Annotated in this window: 15 protein-coding genes; 7 read left to right on the top strand and 8 right to left on the bottom strand. The window is 72.6% G+C overall.

The genetic code is table 11. The features are described 5' to 3' along the window. Positions 1-10: 10 nt before the first annotated feature. The 3 genes from DDJ31_RS32680 to fusA all read right to left on the bottom strand — a co-directional run bounded on the left by DDJ31_RS32680 (position 11) and on the right by fusA (position 4,850). A complete protein-coding gene (locus tag DDJ31_RS32680; RefSeq protein WP_127176806.1) occupies positions 11-1,003 on the bottom strand; it encodes a carbohydrate ABC transporter permease in 993 nt (330 codons plus the stop codon). Positions 1,004-1,008: 5 nt separating this feature from the next. Continuing rightward, entirely contained in the window at positions 1,009-2,325 is a 1,317-nt protein-coding gene (locus DDJ31_RS32675) for an ABC transporter substrate-binding protein (RefSeq protein ID WP_127176807.1), read from the bottom strand. Positions 2,326-2,756: 431 nt separating this feature from the next. Further along, the gene (gene fusA / locus DDJ31_RS32670; RefSeq protein ID WP_127176808.1) at positions 2,757-4,850 is read right to left on the bottom strand and encodes an elongation factor G; all 2,094 of its coding nucleotides are present in this window, start codon (positions 4,848-4,850) and stop codon (positions 2,757-2,759) included. 629 nt (positions 4,851-5,479) lie between these two features. On the opposite strand from fusA, the gene DDJ31_RS32665 reads away from it, so the two are divergent. Then, complete coding sequence (locus DDJ31_RS32665) at positions 5,480-5,935, top strand: tellurite resistance TerB family protein (RefSeq protein ID WP_127176809.1); 456 nt, start codon at positions 5,480-5,482, stop codon at positions 5,933-5,935. A gap of 16 nt (positions 5,936-5,951) precedes the next feature. Here the strand turns inward: DDJ31_RS32665 and DDJ31_RS32660 are convergent, their stop codons facing one another. Both DDJ31_RS32660 and DDJ31_RS32655 read right to left on the bottom strand, forming a co-directional pair. After that, complete coding sequence (locus DDJ31_RS32660; RefSeq protein ID WP_127176810.1) at positions 5,952-6,890, bottom strand: M56 family metallopeptidase; 939 nt, start codon at positions 6,888-6,890, stop codon at positions 5,952-5,954. Positions 6,891-6,893: 3 nt separating this feature from the next. Next, a complete protein-coding gene (locus DDJ31_RS32655) occupies positions 6,894-7,298 on the bottom strand; it encodes a BlaI/MecI/CopY family transcriptional regulator (protein WP_127176811.1) in 405 nt (134 codons plus the stop codon). A 148-nt stretch (positions 7,299-7,446) separates the two neighbouring features. On the opposite strand from DDJ31_RS32655, the gene DDJ31_RS32650 reads away from it, so the two are divergent. The 5 genes from DDJ31_RS32650 (at position 7,447) to DDJ31_RS32630 (ending at position 12,604) form a co-directional block, all read left to right on the top strand. Next, positions 7,447-8,022: a TerD family protein gene (locus DDJ31_RS32650; protein WP_127176812.1), complete on the top strand. Its 576-nt coding sequence runs from the start codon at positions 7,447-7,449 to the stop codon at positions 8,020-8,022. 134 nt (positions 8,023-8,156) lie between these two features. Then, entirely contained in the window at positions 8,157-9,377 is a 1,221-nt protein-coding gene (locus DDJ31_RS32645) for an acyltransferase family protein (RefSeq protein WP_127176813.1), read from the top strand. A 124-nt stretch (positions 9,378-9,501) separates the two neighbouring features. Further along, a complete protein-coding gene (locus DDJ31_RS32640) occupies positions 9,502-10,851 on the top strand; it encodes a hemolysin family protein (protein WP_127176814.1) in 1,350 nt (449 codons plus the stop codon). Then, entirely contained in the window at positions 10,848-11,867 is a 1,020-nt protein-coding gene (locus DDJ31_RS32635; RefSeq protein ID WP_127176815.1) for a hemolysin family protein, read from the top strand. Before DDJ31_RS32640 ends, DDJ31_RS32635 begins: the two co-directional genes overlap by 4 nt. A gap of 83 nt (positions 11,868-11,950) precedes the next feature. Next, a complete protein-coding gene (locus DDJ31_RS32630; RefSeq protein ID WP_127176816.1) occupies positions 11,951-12,604 on the top strand; it encodes a hypothetical protein in 654 nt (217 codons plus the stop codon). 58 nt (positions 12,605-12,662) lie between these two features. Here DDJ31_RS32630 and DDJ31_RS32625 read toward each other — a convergent pair whose 3' ends face one another. Beyond that, positions 12,663-12,878 carry a twin-arginine translocase TatA/TatE family subunit gene (locus tag DDJ31_RS32625; RefSeq protein WP_127176817.1) on the bottom strand — a complete coding sequence of 72 codons (216 nt, stop codon included), beginning with the start codon at positions 12,876-12,878 and terminating at the stop codon, positions 12,663-12,665. 176 nt (positions 12,879-13,054) lie between these two features. Next, on the bottom strand, positions 13,055-13,414 hold the full coding sequence (locus DDJ31_RS32620) for an ArsR/SmtB family transcription factor (protein ID WP_127176818.1): 360 nt from the start codon (positions 13,412-13,414) through the stop codon (positions 13,055-13,057). Between the two features lie 120 nt (positions 13,415-13,534). Here DDJ31_RS32620 and DDJ31_RS32615 point away from each other — a divergent pair, with 120 nt between their 5' ends. Next, entirely contained in the window at positions 13,535-14,875 is a 1,341-nt protein-coding gene (locus DDJ31_RS32615; RefSeq protein ID WP_127176819.1) for an MFS transporter, read from the top strand. A gap of 24 nt (positions 14,876-14,899) precedes the next feature. Here DDJ31_RS32615 and DDJ31_RS32610 read toward each other — a convergent pair whose 3' ends face one another. After that, complete coding sequence (locus DDJ31_RS32610; RefSeq protein ID WP_127176820.1) at positions 14,900-15,697, bottom strand: SAM-dependent methyltransferase; 798 nt, start codon at positions 15,695-15,697, stop codon at positions 14,900-14,902. Positions 15,698-15,704: the final 7 nt, after the last annotated feature.

Here is a 15,704-nt window from a genome sequence, read left to right as displayed (position 1 = left end):
GGCCGACTGGCTAGACATCTGAGGTCCTCCGTCCGCGCGAGGTGAGGACGAGATAGACGCCGGTCACCACCAGCAGGAACAGCAGCAGGAGTACGGACATGGCGGATCCGGTGCCGAAGTTCCAGGTGACGAAGGACGCCTGGTAGATGTGGACGGAGATCAGGTCGGCCGCCGCCGGGGCGGTCTTGCCGAACAGCACGTACGGCGTGTTGAAGTCGTTGAACGTCCACAGGAACAGCACCAGGACGAGCACCTGGTTGACCGGGCGCAGCGACGGCAGGGTGATCCGGCGGATCTGCTGCCACCGTCCCGCGCCGTCGAGCGCGGCGGCCTCGTACAGCTCGCCGGGGATGTTCTGGAGGCCGGCCATCACGATGAGGAACGCGAACGGCCAGCCCTTCCACACCGACACGGTGAGCAGGGCGTAGAAGCTGTTGTCGCCGATCAGCCAGAACGACGGCTTGTCGGTGAGGTGCAGCTGGTCGTGCAGGACGTGGTTCACCAGGCCGTTGTCGTGCTGGAACATGAACACCCAGGTGATGACGGCCGCGTAGACCGGCAGCGCGTACGGCACCAGGAACAGGGCCCGCAGCAGGCCACGGCCGCGGAAGGTGTCCTGCATGTAGACGGCGGCGGTGGTGCCGATCAGCCAGCACAGGCCGACCGACAGCACGGTGAACGCGATGGTGACGAGGAACGAGTGGAGCAGGGCCTCGCCGACCGGGGCGTCGAAGTCCACCGACACCTGGTAGTTACGCAGGTTCGACCAGGGCGCGGTGCCCCAGTCGCGGATGTAGAACTGGGTCAGCTCCTTGAAGCTCATCACGATGCCGATGACCATCGGCACGAGGTGGACGAGGAGTTCGAGGATCAGGGCGGGCAGGAGCAGCAGGTACGGCAGTCCGATGCGGCGGATCCGCCCGGGGCGGCGGCGCGGCTCATGCGCCGCCGCCCCGGGGGAGTCCTTCCGCACGTCCGCCGCGGCGGGAGCGGTGGTGGTCATCGGGCTCACTTCGCGGGCATCTGCTGCTGGGCCTTCTGCAGCGCCGACTTGACGGTGTCCGTGGAGACCGCGCGGCCGGCCGCGGCGGTGGCGAACAGGTCCTTGATCGCCGTTCCCACGGCCGTCTCGAACTGGGACTCGTCGGCGACCTGCGGCAGCGCGGCGGCGCTCTTGGCGAGGGTGTCCTTGAGGACCGCGTTGGCCGGGGAGTTGAACGCCGGGTCCTCCTGGGCCGTCTTCACCGGCGGGATCGAGGTGTAGGCGGTGTTGAGGATCTTCTGCTCGGCGTCGCTGGTCAGGAACTTCACGAACTTCGTCGCGCCGTCGACGTTGTGGGTGTTCTTGAAGACGGCGAGGTTGATGCCCGCGACCATCGAGTTGATCTGGTCGCCGGTGCCCGGGGTGCCGGACTGCACGGGCACCGGGGCGATGCCGTAGTCGTCCTCGCTCAGGCCCTGGGACTTGAGGTTGGCGGCGGCGGACTGCCACAGCAGCATGGCGTTCTTGCCCTTGGCGAAGTCGCTGATGGACTGGTTCTGCGCGTACTCGGCGTTGCCGGGCGCGATGATCTTGTCCTTGGCCATCAGGTCGACGTACTGCTTGACGGCGGCGACGACCTTGTCGTTGGTGAAGTCGGCCTTGCCGTCGGCGGTGAAGAACTCGGCGCCGTGCTGCCGGGCGAAGACGAAGGCGTGGTGGATGTTCTCTGACGGGTTCGAACCCTCGGCGCCCAGGCCCCACTTACCGTCCTTGGACAGCTTCTTGCCGTCGGCGATCAGCTCGTCCCAGGTCGTCGGCGGCTTGCTGATGCCCGCCGCGGCGAACATCTTCTTGTTGTAGTAGAGCGCGTACGCCATCGAGTACAGCGGCACCGCGGCCGGGTCCTTGTCGGCCGCGCCGGTGGAGCCGAGCGCCGAGTCGACGAAGCGGTCCTTGCCGCCGATCTTGGCGAAGTTCTCCGCGTTCCAGGGCAGCATCGCCCCGGTGGCCTGGAGGGAGGCGCTCCAGGTGTTGCCTATGTTGAGGACGTCGGGGCCCTGACCCGAGGTCGTGGCGGTGAGGATGCGGTTGAGCAGGTCCGACCAGGGGACCACCTCCAGCTTCACCTTGATGCCGGTCTGCTTCTCGAACTTGTCGAGTTCCGGCTGGAGGACCTTCTTGTCGACGGCGATGCTCGCGCCCTGGTTGGAGGCCCAGTACGTGAGGGTCTTGGGCGAGTCGCTCGACCCGCCTCCCGTCGACGAACCGCCTCCGCAGGCCGAGGCGGCAAGGGCGAGTGACATGGTGACGGCGCCGACGGCCGCGGCTCGGATGCTGCGCATGACTCCCGGTGTCCCTTCGGGGATAGCACTCATGACTTAATTTAGGACGTGAGTTAAACCTCAAGAGATGCGCTCGTCAAGGGTTTCGGCAACACCCGTGGCACTCCGGGCGGATGTCGGACCGCCCGCGTTCGAGCAGTTGAGGCACGCGAGGGGGGGCGGAGGCCCACGGGGGACGTGGATGTTCACTTCCCGAAGGGGCGGAGGGGGAGGTGGAGGAGGAGGGGCGCAGGGAGGTTGGGGGTGGAGGGGAGGACGGGGGCGGCGCGGGGCGGGCCGGGTTCGGGTGGGGTGGTGAGCGGGGCGGGTCACGCTTCTCACCCGCCCCGCCCCCGCTCGCCAGCCGTCACGCGCCGCCCCGGTTCACCACCCGCTCACCACCCCCTCACGCTCGCCTCCCCTCACCACCCCGTCACGCCCCGACCCGCCCGTCAGCGGTCCGCTCCCGCTCCCGGAGTCGTGGCCGTGGCCGGGGCCGGGGCGTAGCCCGTGGGGCGGGTGGTGAAGGTGGCCCGGCCCTGGGTGCGGCTGCGCAACCTGGTCGCGTAGCCGAAGAGTTCGGCCAGCGGCACGGTGGCCGTGACGACCGTCGCGCCGCCCCGCGCGGCCGAGCCCGAGATCCGGCCGCGGCGGGCCGCGAGGTCCCCGAGGACCACGCCGACCGCGTCCTCGGGCGCCGTGACGGTGACCTCGGCGACCGGCTCAAGGAGGACCATCGCGCAGGCGCGCAGGGCCTCGCGGAGTCCGAGCCGCCCCGCCGTACGGAACGCGGTCTCCGAGGAGTCCTTCACATGGGTCGCCCCGTCGGTGAGGGTGACCCGCAGACCGGTCACCTGGTGTCCGAGCGGCCCGTCCGCGAGGGCGGCCTCGCAGCCGGCCCGCACCGCACGCACGTACTCCTGCGGCACCCGGCCGCCGACGACCGTGGAGCGGAACGCGAACTCGCCCTCCCACGGCTCGACATCGAGGACGACATGGGCGAACTGCCCCGCCCCGCCGTCCTGTTTGACGTGCCGGAAGACCACTCCGGTGACACCCCGTCCGACGGTCTCCCGGTAACTCACCTTGGGACGGCCCACGTTGACCTCCACTCCATGGACGGCCCGGAGCTGCCGCGCCGCCACCTCCAGGTGCAGTTCGCCCCTCCCGGCCAGCACCGTCTGCCCGGTCTCGGGGTCGGTCCGCGCCACCAGCGACGGGTCCTCCTCGGTCAGCCGGGCGAGCGCCGACGCCAGCCGCCCGGTGTCGGTCGACCGGCGTGCCTCGACCGCCACCGAGACCACCGGCTCGGCGACACCCGGAGGTTCGAGGACCAGCGGCGCGTCGGGCGCGCACAGCGTCGAGCCCGCGCGGGTCCACTTCAGTCCGACGACGGCGACGATGTCCCCGGCGACCGCCCGTTCCACCTGGGTGTGCCGGTCGGCCCGCACCCGCAGGATGCGCCCGATCCGCTCGCCGCGTCCGGTGCCCGCGTCCCGCACCACGTCCCCCTTCCTGACGGTTCCCGAGTACACCCGCAGATAGGTCAGCCGGCCGGTCGCCCCGGCCTGCACCTTGAACGCGAGCGCCGCGAACGGCGCCGCCGGGTCGGCCGCGCGCTCCTGCTCGGCGCCCTCGTGCAGGCCGCGCACGGCGGGCACGTCGAGGGGCGAGGGCAGATAGGAGACGACGGCGTCGAGCAGCGGTTCGATGCCGCGGTTGCGGTAGGCGGAGCCGCAGAGCACCACCACGCCGTCACCGCTGTGCGTCAGGTCCCGCAGGGCGGCGGTCAGCGTCCCGGCCGACAGCGTCGAGCGGGCGCAGAACTCCTCCAGGGCCGCCGGATGCAGTGCGGCGACCGCCTCTTCGAGGAGCCGTCTGCGCCGCAGCGCCTCGTCCCGCAGCTCGTCGGGGACCGGCACCCGCCGGACCGTTCCGCCGCCGTCGCCCCCGCCCCCGTCACCGCCGTCGCCGTCGCCGTCGTCCCAGATCAGCGCGCGCAGGTGCGGCAGGTCGACGACGCCGGTGAAGCGGTCCTCGGCGCCGATGGGCAACTGGACGACCAGCGGCGCCGGGTGCAGCCGGGTCCTGATCGACTCCACGGCCGCGTCGAGGTCGGCGCCCGCCCGGTCCAGCTTGTTGACGAAGGCGATCCTCGGCACGCCGTACCGGTCGGCCTGCCGCCACACCGACTCACTCTGCGGCTCGACGCCCGCGACCGCGTCGAACACGGCTACGGCGCCGTCGAGCACCCGCAGCGCGCGCTCCACCTCGTCGGCGAAGTCGACGTGCCCCGGGGTGTCGATGAGGTTGATCCGGTGTCCGTCCCAGGCGCAGCTGACGGCCGCGGCGAAGATGGTGATGCCCCGCTCGCGCTCCTGCGGGTCGAAGTCGGTGACGGTGGTGCCGTCGTGGACCTCGCCGCGCCGGTGCGTGGTGCCGGTGGCGTACAGGATCCGCTCGGTGACGGTGGTCTTGCCCGCGTCGACGTGGGCGAGGACGCCCAGGTTGCGGACGGTTTCGAGGAATTCGGTCTCGGTGCGCACGGCCGTTCGGCCTCTCTGCTGAGCCAAGGCGATCGGATCGGCCGGACGACGGCGATCGGATCGCGGGACGGCGCGATTCCCGGACGACGGCGGCTCCGTGGCCGCGGGGTCACCGACGCGCGCCGGCACGGTGGTGCGGGTGCCGGGGGCGGGGGTGGGGTCAGCGGGTCGTCGCGGGCTTCCGGTGCGGGCCGCGCAGCGCGCACCGGACGGCCGAGGACACCAGGATCACCTCGTGGAGCGAGCGGGGGACGACGACATCGGTGCGGTAGCGCACGGCCGGTCCCCCTCGTTCGTCTCCTGGCGCGCCCCCGACTCCCGGGCGGCACGCGGTCCTTGGCGAGTATGGCGGACGCCGGCCGGACCGGGCACCGGATTTTCTCCCGCGCCGGACGGTGGACCGGGCCGGCGCTTCTCCCGGCCTGAAGCGGACCGGGAACGGCGCTCTGCCCGGCCGGCGATCGACCGGCCGCACCGGGTTTCCCGCCCCCTGCGCCGCGCGTCCGCCCGCACCGCGCTCAGCCGAACCGCCGAACCGCCGAACCGCTGAACCGGCGGGAACTTCTCCCCCGTCGCACTAGTTTCTACGGTGTTGTAGATACTGCCGATCCGGACACCTGGAGATTCGCATGGCCCTGTGGGACCGCATCAAGGATTCCGCGTCGACGATGCAGACCCAGCTCGTCGCGAAGAAGAACGACCTCAAGAGCGGCGCGTTCCGGGACGCCAGCATGGCCATGTGCGCCCTCGTGGCCGCCGCCGACGGCACCATCGACCCGGCCGAGCGGCAGCGCGTCGCCCAGCTCATCGCGGGCAACGAGGTCCTCCAGAACTTCCCGGCCGACGACCTGCGCCGACGCTTCGAGGAGAACCTGAACAAGCTGACCGCCGACTTCGACTTCGGGAAGGTCAGCGTCCTCCAGGAGATCGCCAAGGCGAAGAAGAAGCCGGCCGAGGCCCGCGCGGTCGTCCAGATCGGCATCGTCATCGGCGGCGCCGACGGCGACTTCGACAAGACCGAGCAGGCCGTCGTCCGCGAGGCGTGCTTCGCCCTCGACCTGGCCCCGCACGAGTTCGACCTCTAGGAAGGGACCGCCCCGGTCACAGCGGGGTGGCCGTCTTCAGGATCAGGAACATGGTCACCGCCGAGTTCGCGGACGACATCGCGGACAGGACGGCGCCCGCGGCGGCGGTCCAGACGGCCATCCCGACCGTGGTGAAGGTCGGGGGCCAGGTGCGGGCGATCGGGGCGGGGCCGAGCAGCGCCGCCACCCGGCGCGGCACGGGACCCGGCTCGCCGCCGACCGCGGCCATCGTGGGCGTGGGCGCCGGGTGCGAGACGAGCGCCGCCTTGGCGACGGCACGGGCGGTCAGCCGCCGGTCGCCGACCGCGCGGGCGGCCTCCTCGTCGGCCCAGCGCTCCACCGTGTAAGCGACGGTCGTCCGCAGCGGCCGCAGGAACGGGTTGGCGCGGGCGGCGAGTCCCGCCAGCAGGAGGAAGCGGTGGTGACGACCGGTGAGATGCGCCCGCTCGTGGGCGAACAGCACGCGCCGCTCCCGGGAGGTGAGGCCGGCCAGCATCCCGGTGGAGACGAGGATGCGGGCCGCCCGGCCGCCGCCCGGCAGGGTGTGGGCGTAGGGCACCTCGTCGTCGAGGACGGCGACCTGGGTGGGAGGCAGTCCGCGCAGCGCGCGGGCGGTGGCCCTGCGCACCCGGTAGTGGCGCAGCAGCAGCGCCGCGCAGGCGGTGGCTGCCGCGGCCAGGGCGCCGACGGCGGTCTTGCCGACGACCTCGTCGTGCGGCACCGCGGACCGCACCTCCGGGTCGGCCCAGCCGTCCGGGAGCGGATTGCCGGGGAGCTGGGCGGTGCCGACGATCGCCAGCAGCACGAGGCAGAGGACGCTGCACAGGCCGAGCACCCCGGCGACGCCGGCGAGCAGCAGCGTCGCCACCCGTGGATGCAGCCGGTTCTCGGCCAGCCGGGCGACGGGCCAGGCGGTCAGGGGCAGCACCAGCGGCAGGAACACGAACACGCCCATGGCTCAGATGTCCCCGCTCTCGGCAGCCGCGGGCGCGTCGCCCTCCGCTTCCAGGAGCAGCTTGCGCAGCAGTTCCTCGTCCTGGCGGGGCAGGGAGGAGACGAAGCTCGCGAGGACCGCCTCGCGGTCGGTCTCGCCGTCCAGGACCCGGCGCATCCGGTGGGCCGCGAGGCCCGCCTCGCCGGTGGCCGCCGTCCACTCGAAGGACCGGCCGGCCCGCCGCCTGGTGACCACGCCCTTGGTGTGCAGGCGGGTCAGGATGGTGACGACGGTGGTGTAGGCGAGCGTTCCGCCCAGCCGTTGAAGGACCCAGGCGGCCGGTACCGGCTCCTGTGCGGCGCGCAGTGCCGTCAACACCTGGGCCTCCAGCTCGCCCTGCCCGCGCCGGTTCCCGCCTCGCTGCTCCACGCCGCCTCCCTGATCGATCGCCGTCGCGTTCGACGTCGGACCATCGTAGTGAGGTGGCCCGTCCCCGCCCGCCGCCCAACTTCTACAGTGTTGTAGATTCTAGATCGACCGATGCGCTACCCGCAGACCGCAGCAGGAGGAGAGCACCGTGGGAGTTTCCCTGTCCAAAGGCGGCAACGTCTCGCTCAGCAAGGAAGCGCCCGGCCTGACCGCCGTCCTGGTCGGCCTCGGCTGGGACGTGCGGACCACGACGGGCACCGACTACGACCTCGACGCCTCCGCGCTGCTGCTGGAGTCGTCCGGCCGGGTCCCGTCCGACCGGCACTTCGTCTTCTACAACAACCTCACCAGCCCGGACGGCTCGGTCGAGCACACCGGTGACAACCTCACCGGTGAGGGCGAGGGCGACGACGAGTCGATCAAGGTGAACCTGGCCGCCGTGCCGGCAGAGATCGACAAGATCGCCTTCCCGGTCTCGATCCACGACGCCGACAACCGGGGCCAGAGCTTCGGCCAGGTCCGCAACGCGTTCATCCGGATCGTCAACCAGGCGAACAACCAGGAGATCGCGCGCTACGACCTGTCCGAGGACGCGTCGACGGAGACCGCGATGGTCTTCGGCGAGCTGTACCGGCACGGCACCGAGTGGAAGTTCCGCGCGGTCGGCCAGGGCTACGCCTCAGGTCTCGCCGGGATCGCGGCCGACTTCGGCGTCAACGTCTGATCCCACACATTCCGGTTTATGGCACCGGAAAGCGGTGAGGCGGCGGGGATGTCCTTCCGCCACCTCACCGCCGTGCACCCCGCCAGAGCCGGATCCGACCGTGAGGGCCCTCCCCGTGGTGTTCAGGAGGCGTGGTGAGCCAGACCACGCGGACCGCCCGGACGACGCCCCCGTCGCGGGCCGACCGGCCGACGGCAGCCGCACCGGAGACCGCGCCGGCCGGTACCACCACGGCGGCGCAGGCCCGGACGACGGCCCGGACCGCCGCGGCGGCAGGGAGCCGGACGACGGCCCAGGCCCCGGCGCCCGCCCGAGACGCCTTCTTCGACAACGCCAAGTACCTGGCGATCGTGCTGGTCGCCGTCGGACACGCCTGGGAACCGCTGCGCGACGACAGCCGGACCGTGACCGCGCTGTACACCGTCGTCTACGCCTTCCACATGCCGGCCTTCATCGTGATCTCCGGCCACTTCTCCCGCGGCTTCGACGGCAGCCCGCGCCGCGTCCGGCGCCTGGTGACCGGCGTGGCCGTCCCGTACATCGTGTTCGAGACGGCGTACACGCTGTTCACGCGCTGGACGGACCACGCGCCCGACCGGCCGATCAGCCTCCTGGACCCGCTCTATCTGACCTGGTTCCTCGCCTCGCTGTTCGTGTGGCGGCTGACCACCCCGCTGTGGCGCGCCCTGCGGTGGCCGCTGCCGGTCGCGCTGGTCGTCGCGATGCTGGCGACGACGTCACCGTCGATCGGCGAGGACCTCGACATGCAGCGGCTGCTGCAGTTCCTGCCGTACTTCGTGCTCGGGCTGTGTCTGCGGCCCGAGCACTTCCGGAGGGTGCGGACGCGGCGGGTGCGGCTGCTGGCGGTGCCGGTGTTCGCGGGCGCCTTCGCGCTGGCCCACTGGCTGGTGCCGCGGTACGGCGGCGCCTGGTTCTTCCACCGCGACAGCGCCGTCGAACTGGGCGCCCCGAGCTGGGTGGGACCGCTCATGACGCTCGCCATGTTCGGCTGCTCCACCCTGCTGACCGCCTGCTTCCTGTCCTGGGTGCCGGGGCGCCCGACCTGGTTCACCGTGCTGGGCGCCGGCACCCTCACCGGCTATCTGCTGCACGGGTTCGTCGCCCAGCTGGCCAACCACTGGGGCTGGTACCACCCCGGATGGATGCACGGACCCGCGGGCGCCGTCGCCGCCACCCTGGTGGCCGCCTCCGTCGTGACGGTGCTCTGCGCGCCCCCGGTGCGGCGGCTGGTCCGCTTCGCCGTGGAACCGACGATGGAGTGGGCGTTCCGGCGGGCCGCCGACCGGCCGGCCGAGGAACCGGGAACCCGCGACCGCACCCCCACGTTGTCCTGACATACCCCACCAGAAGGAGCGCCACCTTGTCCGGCAGACCCACGGACCCCGATCCACCGGGACACAGTCCCCGACCACCCCGTCACGGCGAGCATGAGCGCGGCACACGGCGGGGTGGTGTCCGATGAGTGCCGCGACCGCGCTCCTGGGTCTGCTCGCCGTGCTGGTGCTGACCGCGGGCACCGGCTACTTCGTGGCCCAGGAGTTCGCCTATGTCTCCGTCGACCGGCTGGCCCTGGCCCGCGCCGCCGAGGCGGGCGACCGCAAGGCGGCCCGCGCGCTGACGGTCCTCGAACGGCTGTCGTTCATGCTCTCCGGCGCCCAGCTGGGCATCACCGTCACCGGGCTCGTGGTCGGCTTCATCGCCGAGCCGTCCGTGTCGGCGCTCCTCGAGCCCGCCCTGTCCGGGCTCGGGCTGCCGGGCGGCGCGGTGAGCGCGGTCTCCGTGGTGCTCGCCTTCGTCGGCGCCACCGTCGTCCAGATGGTCCTGGGTGAGCTGGCCCCCAAGAACCTCGCCATCGCGGTGCCCGAGCGGCTCGCCCGGTCCCTGGCCGGTTCCACCCTGGCGTATCTGAAGGTCGTCGGCCCGGTGGTACGGATCTTCGACGGCGCCGCCGACCGGCTGCTGCGCAAGGCGGGCATCGAGCCCGTGGAGGAACTGCACCACGGCGCCACCCTGGAGGAGCTGGGCCATCTCATCGGCGAGTCCCACCAGCGGGGCGAGTTGCCCAAGGACACCGCCGAACTCCTCGACCACGCGCTGGAGTTCTCCGAGCGCACCCTGGACCAGGTGATGGTGCCGCGCGCCGACGCCGTCTTCGTCCGCAGGGACGCGAGCGCCGCCGAGGCGGTCGGGCTGATCGCCCGGCACGGTCACTCCAACTACCCGGTCCTCGGCGACCATCCGGACGACGTGGCCGGGGTGGTCGGCGTCCGGGAGCTGATGCGGCTGCCCGCCACCGCCCTCGCCGGCACCACGGCGGGCGCCTTCGGACGGCCGCCCCTGCTGCTCCCCGACACCCTGCCGCTGCCGGAGGCGGTGCAGCAGATGCGGGAGCGGGACGACGAGTTCGCGGTCGTCCTGGACGAGCACGGCGGGGTGGCCGGCGTCGTCACCTACGAGGACATCGCGGAGGAGCTGGTCGGTGACATCGCCGACGAGTCCGACACGGTCACCGAACTCGCCGTCGCGGACGGCGCGGGCTGGCTCGTCGACGCCGGGCGGCGTCTCGACGAGGTGGCCGAGGCCACCGGTGTCGAGCTGCCCGAGGAGGACGACTTCGACACCGTCGCCGGTCTGATCGTGGACCGGCTCGGCCGCTTCCCCGCGGTCGGCGACCGCCTCACCGTCGAACTGGCCGACGGGGAACGGGTGCTGGTCGACGTGCGGACCCTGGACCGGCATGTGCCCGAGCGGGTGCGGATCGAACGGATCGCGGACCGGACCGCGCACCGGACCGAGGAGCGGTCATGAGTTTCCCGATGGCCCTGTTCGTCACCGTGCTGCTGCTGATCGGCAGCGGGTTCTTCGTGGCCGCCGAGTTCGCCCTGGTGGCCGCCAGACGGCACCGCGTGGAGAAGGCTGCGGCCGAGGGCAGGCGCGGCGCCAAGGCCGCCCTCGCCGGGATGCGCGAGCTGTCCCTGATGCTGGCCGGCGCCCAACTCGGCATCACCATCTGCACCTTGGGTCTCGGCTCGGTGTCCAAGCCCGCGATCTCGCACGAACTGGACCCGCTGCTGCACCGGTTGGGGCTGCCCAGCTCGCTCAGCTACGCCATCGCGTTCGCGGTGGCGATAGTCGTCGTGGTGTTCCTGCACATGGTGGTCGGCGAGATGGCCCCCAAGTCGTGGGCGATCGCCCATCCGGAGCGTTCGGCGATGCTGCTCTCCCCTGCCTTCCGCGCGGTGGTGAAGGTGGTGCGCCCGCTGATCTCGCTGCTGAACCGGGTCAGCAACGCCCTGGTGCGGCTGTGCCGGGTCACCCCGCGCGACGAGCTGGCCTCGGTCCACAACCGCGAGCAGCTCACGCATCTGGTCGAGGAGTCGCAGCGGCTCGGCCTCATCAGCGAGGCCGACTCGGAGCTGCTCACCCGCTCGCTGACCGAACCGGAGACGCCGGTGCGCGAACTGACCGTGCCGGCCACGCGGATCACCTCGGTGGACGCGGACGCGGACATCGACGCCGTGCTGCGGGTGGCCGCCGGGAGCGACCGCACCCGGCTGCTGGTCCGAGGCGGCACGGGCTTCGTGGGCTCGGTGCACGCTCGGGACGCGCTGGTCGCGCGGGCCAGGGGCCGGGCCGCGACGGCGGGTGAACTGGCCCGTCCGGTACCGGAGATGGCCGAGGACACCACCGTCGCCGACGCGATCGAGCTGCTGCGGGGACGGCGTGCCTCGCTGGCCGTGGTGCGGGCGGGCGACGGCGTCCTCATCGGCATGGTGACCCTGGACGACCTGCTGTCCCGGTTCCTCCAGCCCCAGTCCGTGTGAACGTCCCGGGCACCGCGTCCCGGCGGGCGCACCGCCGGATACGGTGTCCGGGCAGCACGGGGAAGGCGGCGGGAGCGGGGGACATGAGCGAGTGGGGTACGACCGGGACCGTGCGGACCGGCGGCGCGTCCGACAGGCGGCGGGGTCCTGACACCCGGACGACCGGGACGCGCCGGACGGCGGGCTCCCTGGCGTGGGCCGCGGGGCTCACCGCCGCGATGGTGCTGAGCGCCGCGACCGCCCAGTGGCAGACGTGGATCGGCGTCGTCCTCGCGATGGCGTCCGTGGCGGTCACGGCGTGTCTCGTCGGCGGCGTCTGGCACCGGGCGGGAGCCGCGACGCTGGCGTCCTGCGCCGGGTTCGGGCTGGTCCTGTTCGCGGGGCCCGCGCTGTACGAGATCTACATGAAGTCGGCGGGCGAACCGGTGCCCGCCGTGGTCACCTCGGTGTCCGAGCGGCGCGGCGTGCGGGACACGCTCCGGTACTGCGCGCTGCGCGAACTGGGCGGCGAGCGGCGGACGTACGAGGTCTCGCAGACGGAGAACTGCTTCGGTCAGGCGAAGGCCGGTGACCGGGTCGAGATCCGGGTGGACCCGCTGGGGGTGCTGGAGCCGCGACTTCCCGACAGCGGGGGCACCACAGACATCACGGCGGGCATCGGCGCGGGCCTGGCCCTGCTGACCGCGGCGACCGTCCTGCGCGCGGGACTGCGCCGCCGCGCAGGCCACGGGGGCTGACGGCGGGCGCCGCGCGGAGACCCGGTGGTCCGCAGGACAGGCCTGGCCCCCGCTCCGCTCAGACGCGCGGCGCGGACTCGTCCTGCCGGCCCACGACCGTGCCCTCGACGACCTTCTCGGCGCCGGGCGCGTCCTGCTCCTTGAGCGCCTTGGTCTCGCTCTTGAAGATCCGGGCCGCCTTGCCCGCCGAACGCGTCAGCTCGGGCAGCTTCTTGATGCCGAGCACGACCACGACGACGATCAGGATCACGGCCAGCTCACTCAAACCGAACATCAGGTCTGCTCTCTCCCGGGCGGACACCGCCATCTACAGTGCTGTAGAAGTCTCTCCCGAAAGCCGACCGCACAACAACCCCGCCTTGCGGCCGGGTGTCCGGCAACCCCGCCTTGTGGCCGGCTCTCCGACAACCCCGCCTCGTGGCCGGGTGCCCGCGGGCCGCCGGGTCGGTCTCAGTCGTGCGGTGCCTGCCCGCTGACCCGGTGGTCCGCGTGGCTGAGCGCCTCCATGACCAGCCGCCGCAGATGGCCGTCGCGCAGGCTGTAGTGGACGTACCGGCCCTCGCGCCTGGCCTCCACCAGGCCCGCGAGGCGCAGCTTGGCGAGGTGCTGGCTGACGGCGGTGCGGGACGCGTCGCAGTGTTCGGCGAGGGTGCCGACGTCGGACTCGCCCTGGGCGAGCAGCCAGAGCAGATGGAGCCGGGTGGCGTCGGAGAGCAGCGCGAAGACCCCGGTCGCCTCGGCCAGCCGCGCGCTGTCGGGGTCCCGCAGATGCGTATGGGGCGCAGGTGGAACGGAGTCGCGTGGGGACATGGGCTCAGCCTAGGGCCAGCGGACCGACGGACGATCTCGCCTTCATGTGCGCAGATGCGCACATGACGATTACACTGGCGGTCTGCCGTGCCCGACCCGAGCCCGTCAGGGAGCCGCCGCATGCTCGCCGTCCTGCGCGACCGCACCTACCGCCGACTCTTCACCGCCCAGGTGATCGCGCTGGTCGGCACCGGGCTCGCCACGGTGGCCCTCGGGCTGCTGGCCTACGACCTCGCGGGCGCCGACGCCGGTTCGGTGCTCGGCACCGCCCTCGCGATCAAGATGGTGGCGTATGTGGGGATCGCCCCGCTCGTCGGCGCGGTCGCCGACCGGCTGCCGCGCCGGGCACTGCTGGTGGGCGCCGACCTCACCCGGGCCGGGGTGGCGTGCGCGCTGCCGTTCGTCGACCAGGTCTGGCAGGTGTACGCGCTGGTCTTCCTGCTCCAGTCGGCGTCGGCCGCGTTCACGCCCACGTTCCAGTCGGTGATCCCGGACGTGCTGCCCGAAGAGCGCGCCTACACGCGGGCGTTGTCGATGTCCCGGCTCGCCTATGACCTGGAGAGCCTCCTCTCCCCCGCCCTCGCCGCCGCCCTGCTGACCGTGATCTCCTCCAACTGGCTGTTCGCCGGGACGGTTTCGGGGTTCCTCGGCTCGGCCGCACTGGTGGTGTCGACGGCGCTCCCGAAGGCGACCGCGGCGCTGCCGCGCTCCGGTCGGCGGGCCCGGCCGACGGCGGGCATGGGGCTGTTCCTGCGCCTGCCGCCGCTGCGGGCGCTGCTCGCCCTGAACCTGGCGGTGGCCGCCGCGAGCGCGACGGTCACCGTCAACTCGGTGCTCTACGTACGGGAGATGCTCGGCCTGTCGGCGGGCGTGGTGCCGCTGGCGCTGGGCGCGTACGGTGCGGGCTCGATGGCCGTCGCGCTGGCGCTGCCCCGGCTGCTCGACCGGGTCGCGGACCGGGCGGTGATGCTGCGCGGGGCCCTGCTGATGACGCTGGTGTTCGGCGGGCTCGGGGTGATCACGGCGTCCGGCGGCGGGAGTTGGCGGCTGCCGGGGCTGCTCGTGCTGTGGGCCGCGTTCGGCGCGGCCTGCTCCGCGGTCCTCACCCCGGCGGGGCGGCTGGTGCGCCGCTCGGCGCCGGCCGACCAGCGGACGGCGGCCTTCGCGGCGCAGTTCTCGCTCTCCCACGGTTGCTGGCTGCTGACGTACCCGCTGGCGGGGTGGCTGGGCGCGACGGCCGGGCTGCTGACGGCGGGGGTGGCGCTCGGGGCCGTCACGCTGGCCGCTTCGCTGCTCGCGCTGCGGCTGTGGCGGGTGCCGTCGGCCGCCGTCGAGCACGAGCACACCGATCTGCGCGCCGGGCACCCGCATCTCGCCGACGCCACCCGGGTGGCCGCGGGCTGGCGGCACCGGCACGGCTACGAGGTGGACGGGCTGCACCCGTTGGCCGTTGACCGTTGATATCAGGTCAGCCCGTCCTACCGGTCAGGCGCGTTTGCGAGCCACGCCGCCGTAGAAGCCGATCTCGTGGGAGCGGGGCGGCGGCGGTCCGTCGGGGCGCCAGAACGGGACCTGGGCCAGGCCGGGTTCGAGCAGTTCGAAGCCGTCGAAGAACCGCTCGACCTCGGCGCGGGCGCGCAGGTTGAGGCTGGCGCTGGCCTTGCTGTAGACGGCCTGCGCGGCGGTGCGGTCGGCGAAGTCGCTGGTGGCGTGGGTGAGGACGAGGTAGCTGCCGTCGGGCAGGGCGTCGCGCAGGGTGGCGACGATGCCGGCCGGGTCGTCCGCGTCGGTGAGGAAGTGGACGACGGCGACGAGCAGCAGCGCGACCGGCCGGTCGAAGTCGATGACCGCGCGGACGTCCGGGTCGTCGAGGATGGCGCGCGGGTCGCGGAGGTCGCCGAGGACGATGCTGGTGGCGCCCGAGCGGCTGAGCAGGGCGTCCGCGTGGGCGTTGACGATCGGGTCGTTGTCGACGTAGGCGACCCTAACGTCCGGCGCGATCTCGTGCGCGGTCTCGTGGACGTTGGGCGAGGTGGGCAGGCCGGTGCCGACGTCGAGGATCTGGCGGACGCCGTCGCCGACGACGTACCGGACGGCGCGGCGCATGAAGTCGCGGTTGGCGCGGACGCCGATGCGTACCTCGGGGGCCGCCGCGGCGAGCGCGTCGGCGGCCTGGCGGTCCACGTCGTAGTTGTCCTTGCCGCCCAGCAGGTAGTCGTAGATCCGCGCGGGATGCGGCTTGCTGGTGTCTATCCCGTCGGCCCTGACGCCGTCCTGTGCCACCCTCAGC

The sequence above is a fragment of the Streptomyces griseoviridis genome (genome assembly GCF_005222485.1).
GTDB lineage: Bacteria > Actinomycetota > Actinomycetes > Streptomycetales > Streptomycetaceae > Streptomyces > Streptomyces hintoniae.
This window is presented reverse-complemented; position numbering and strand designations above follow the sequence as displayed.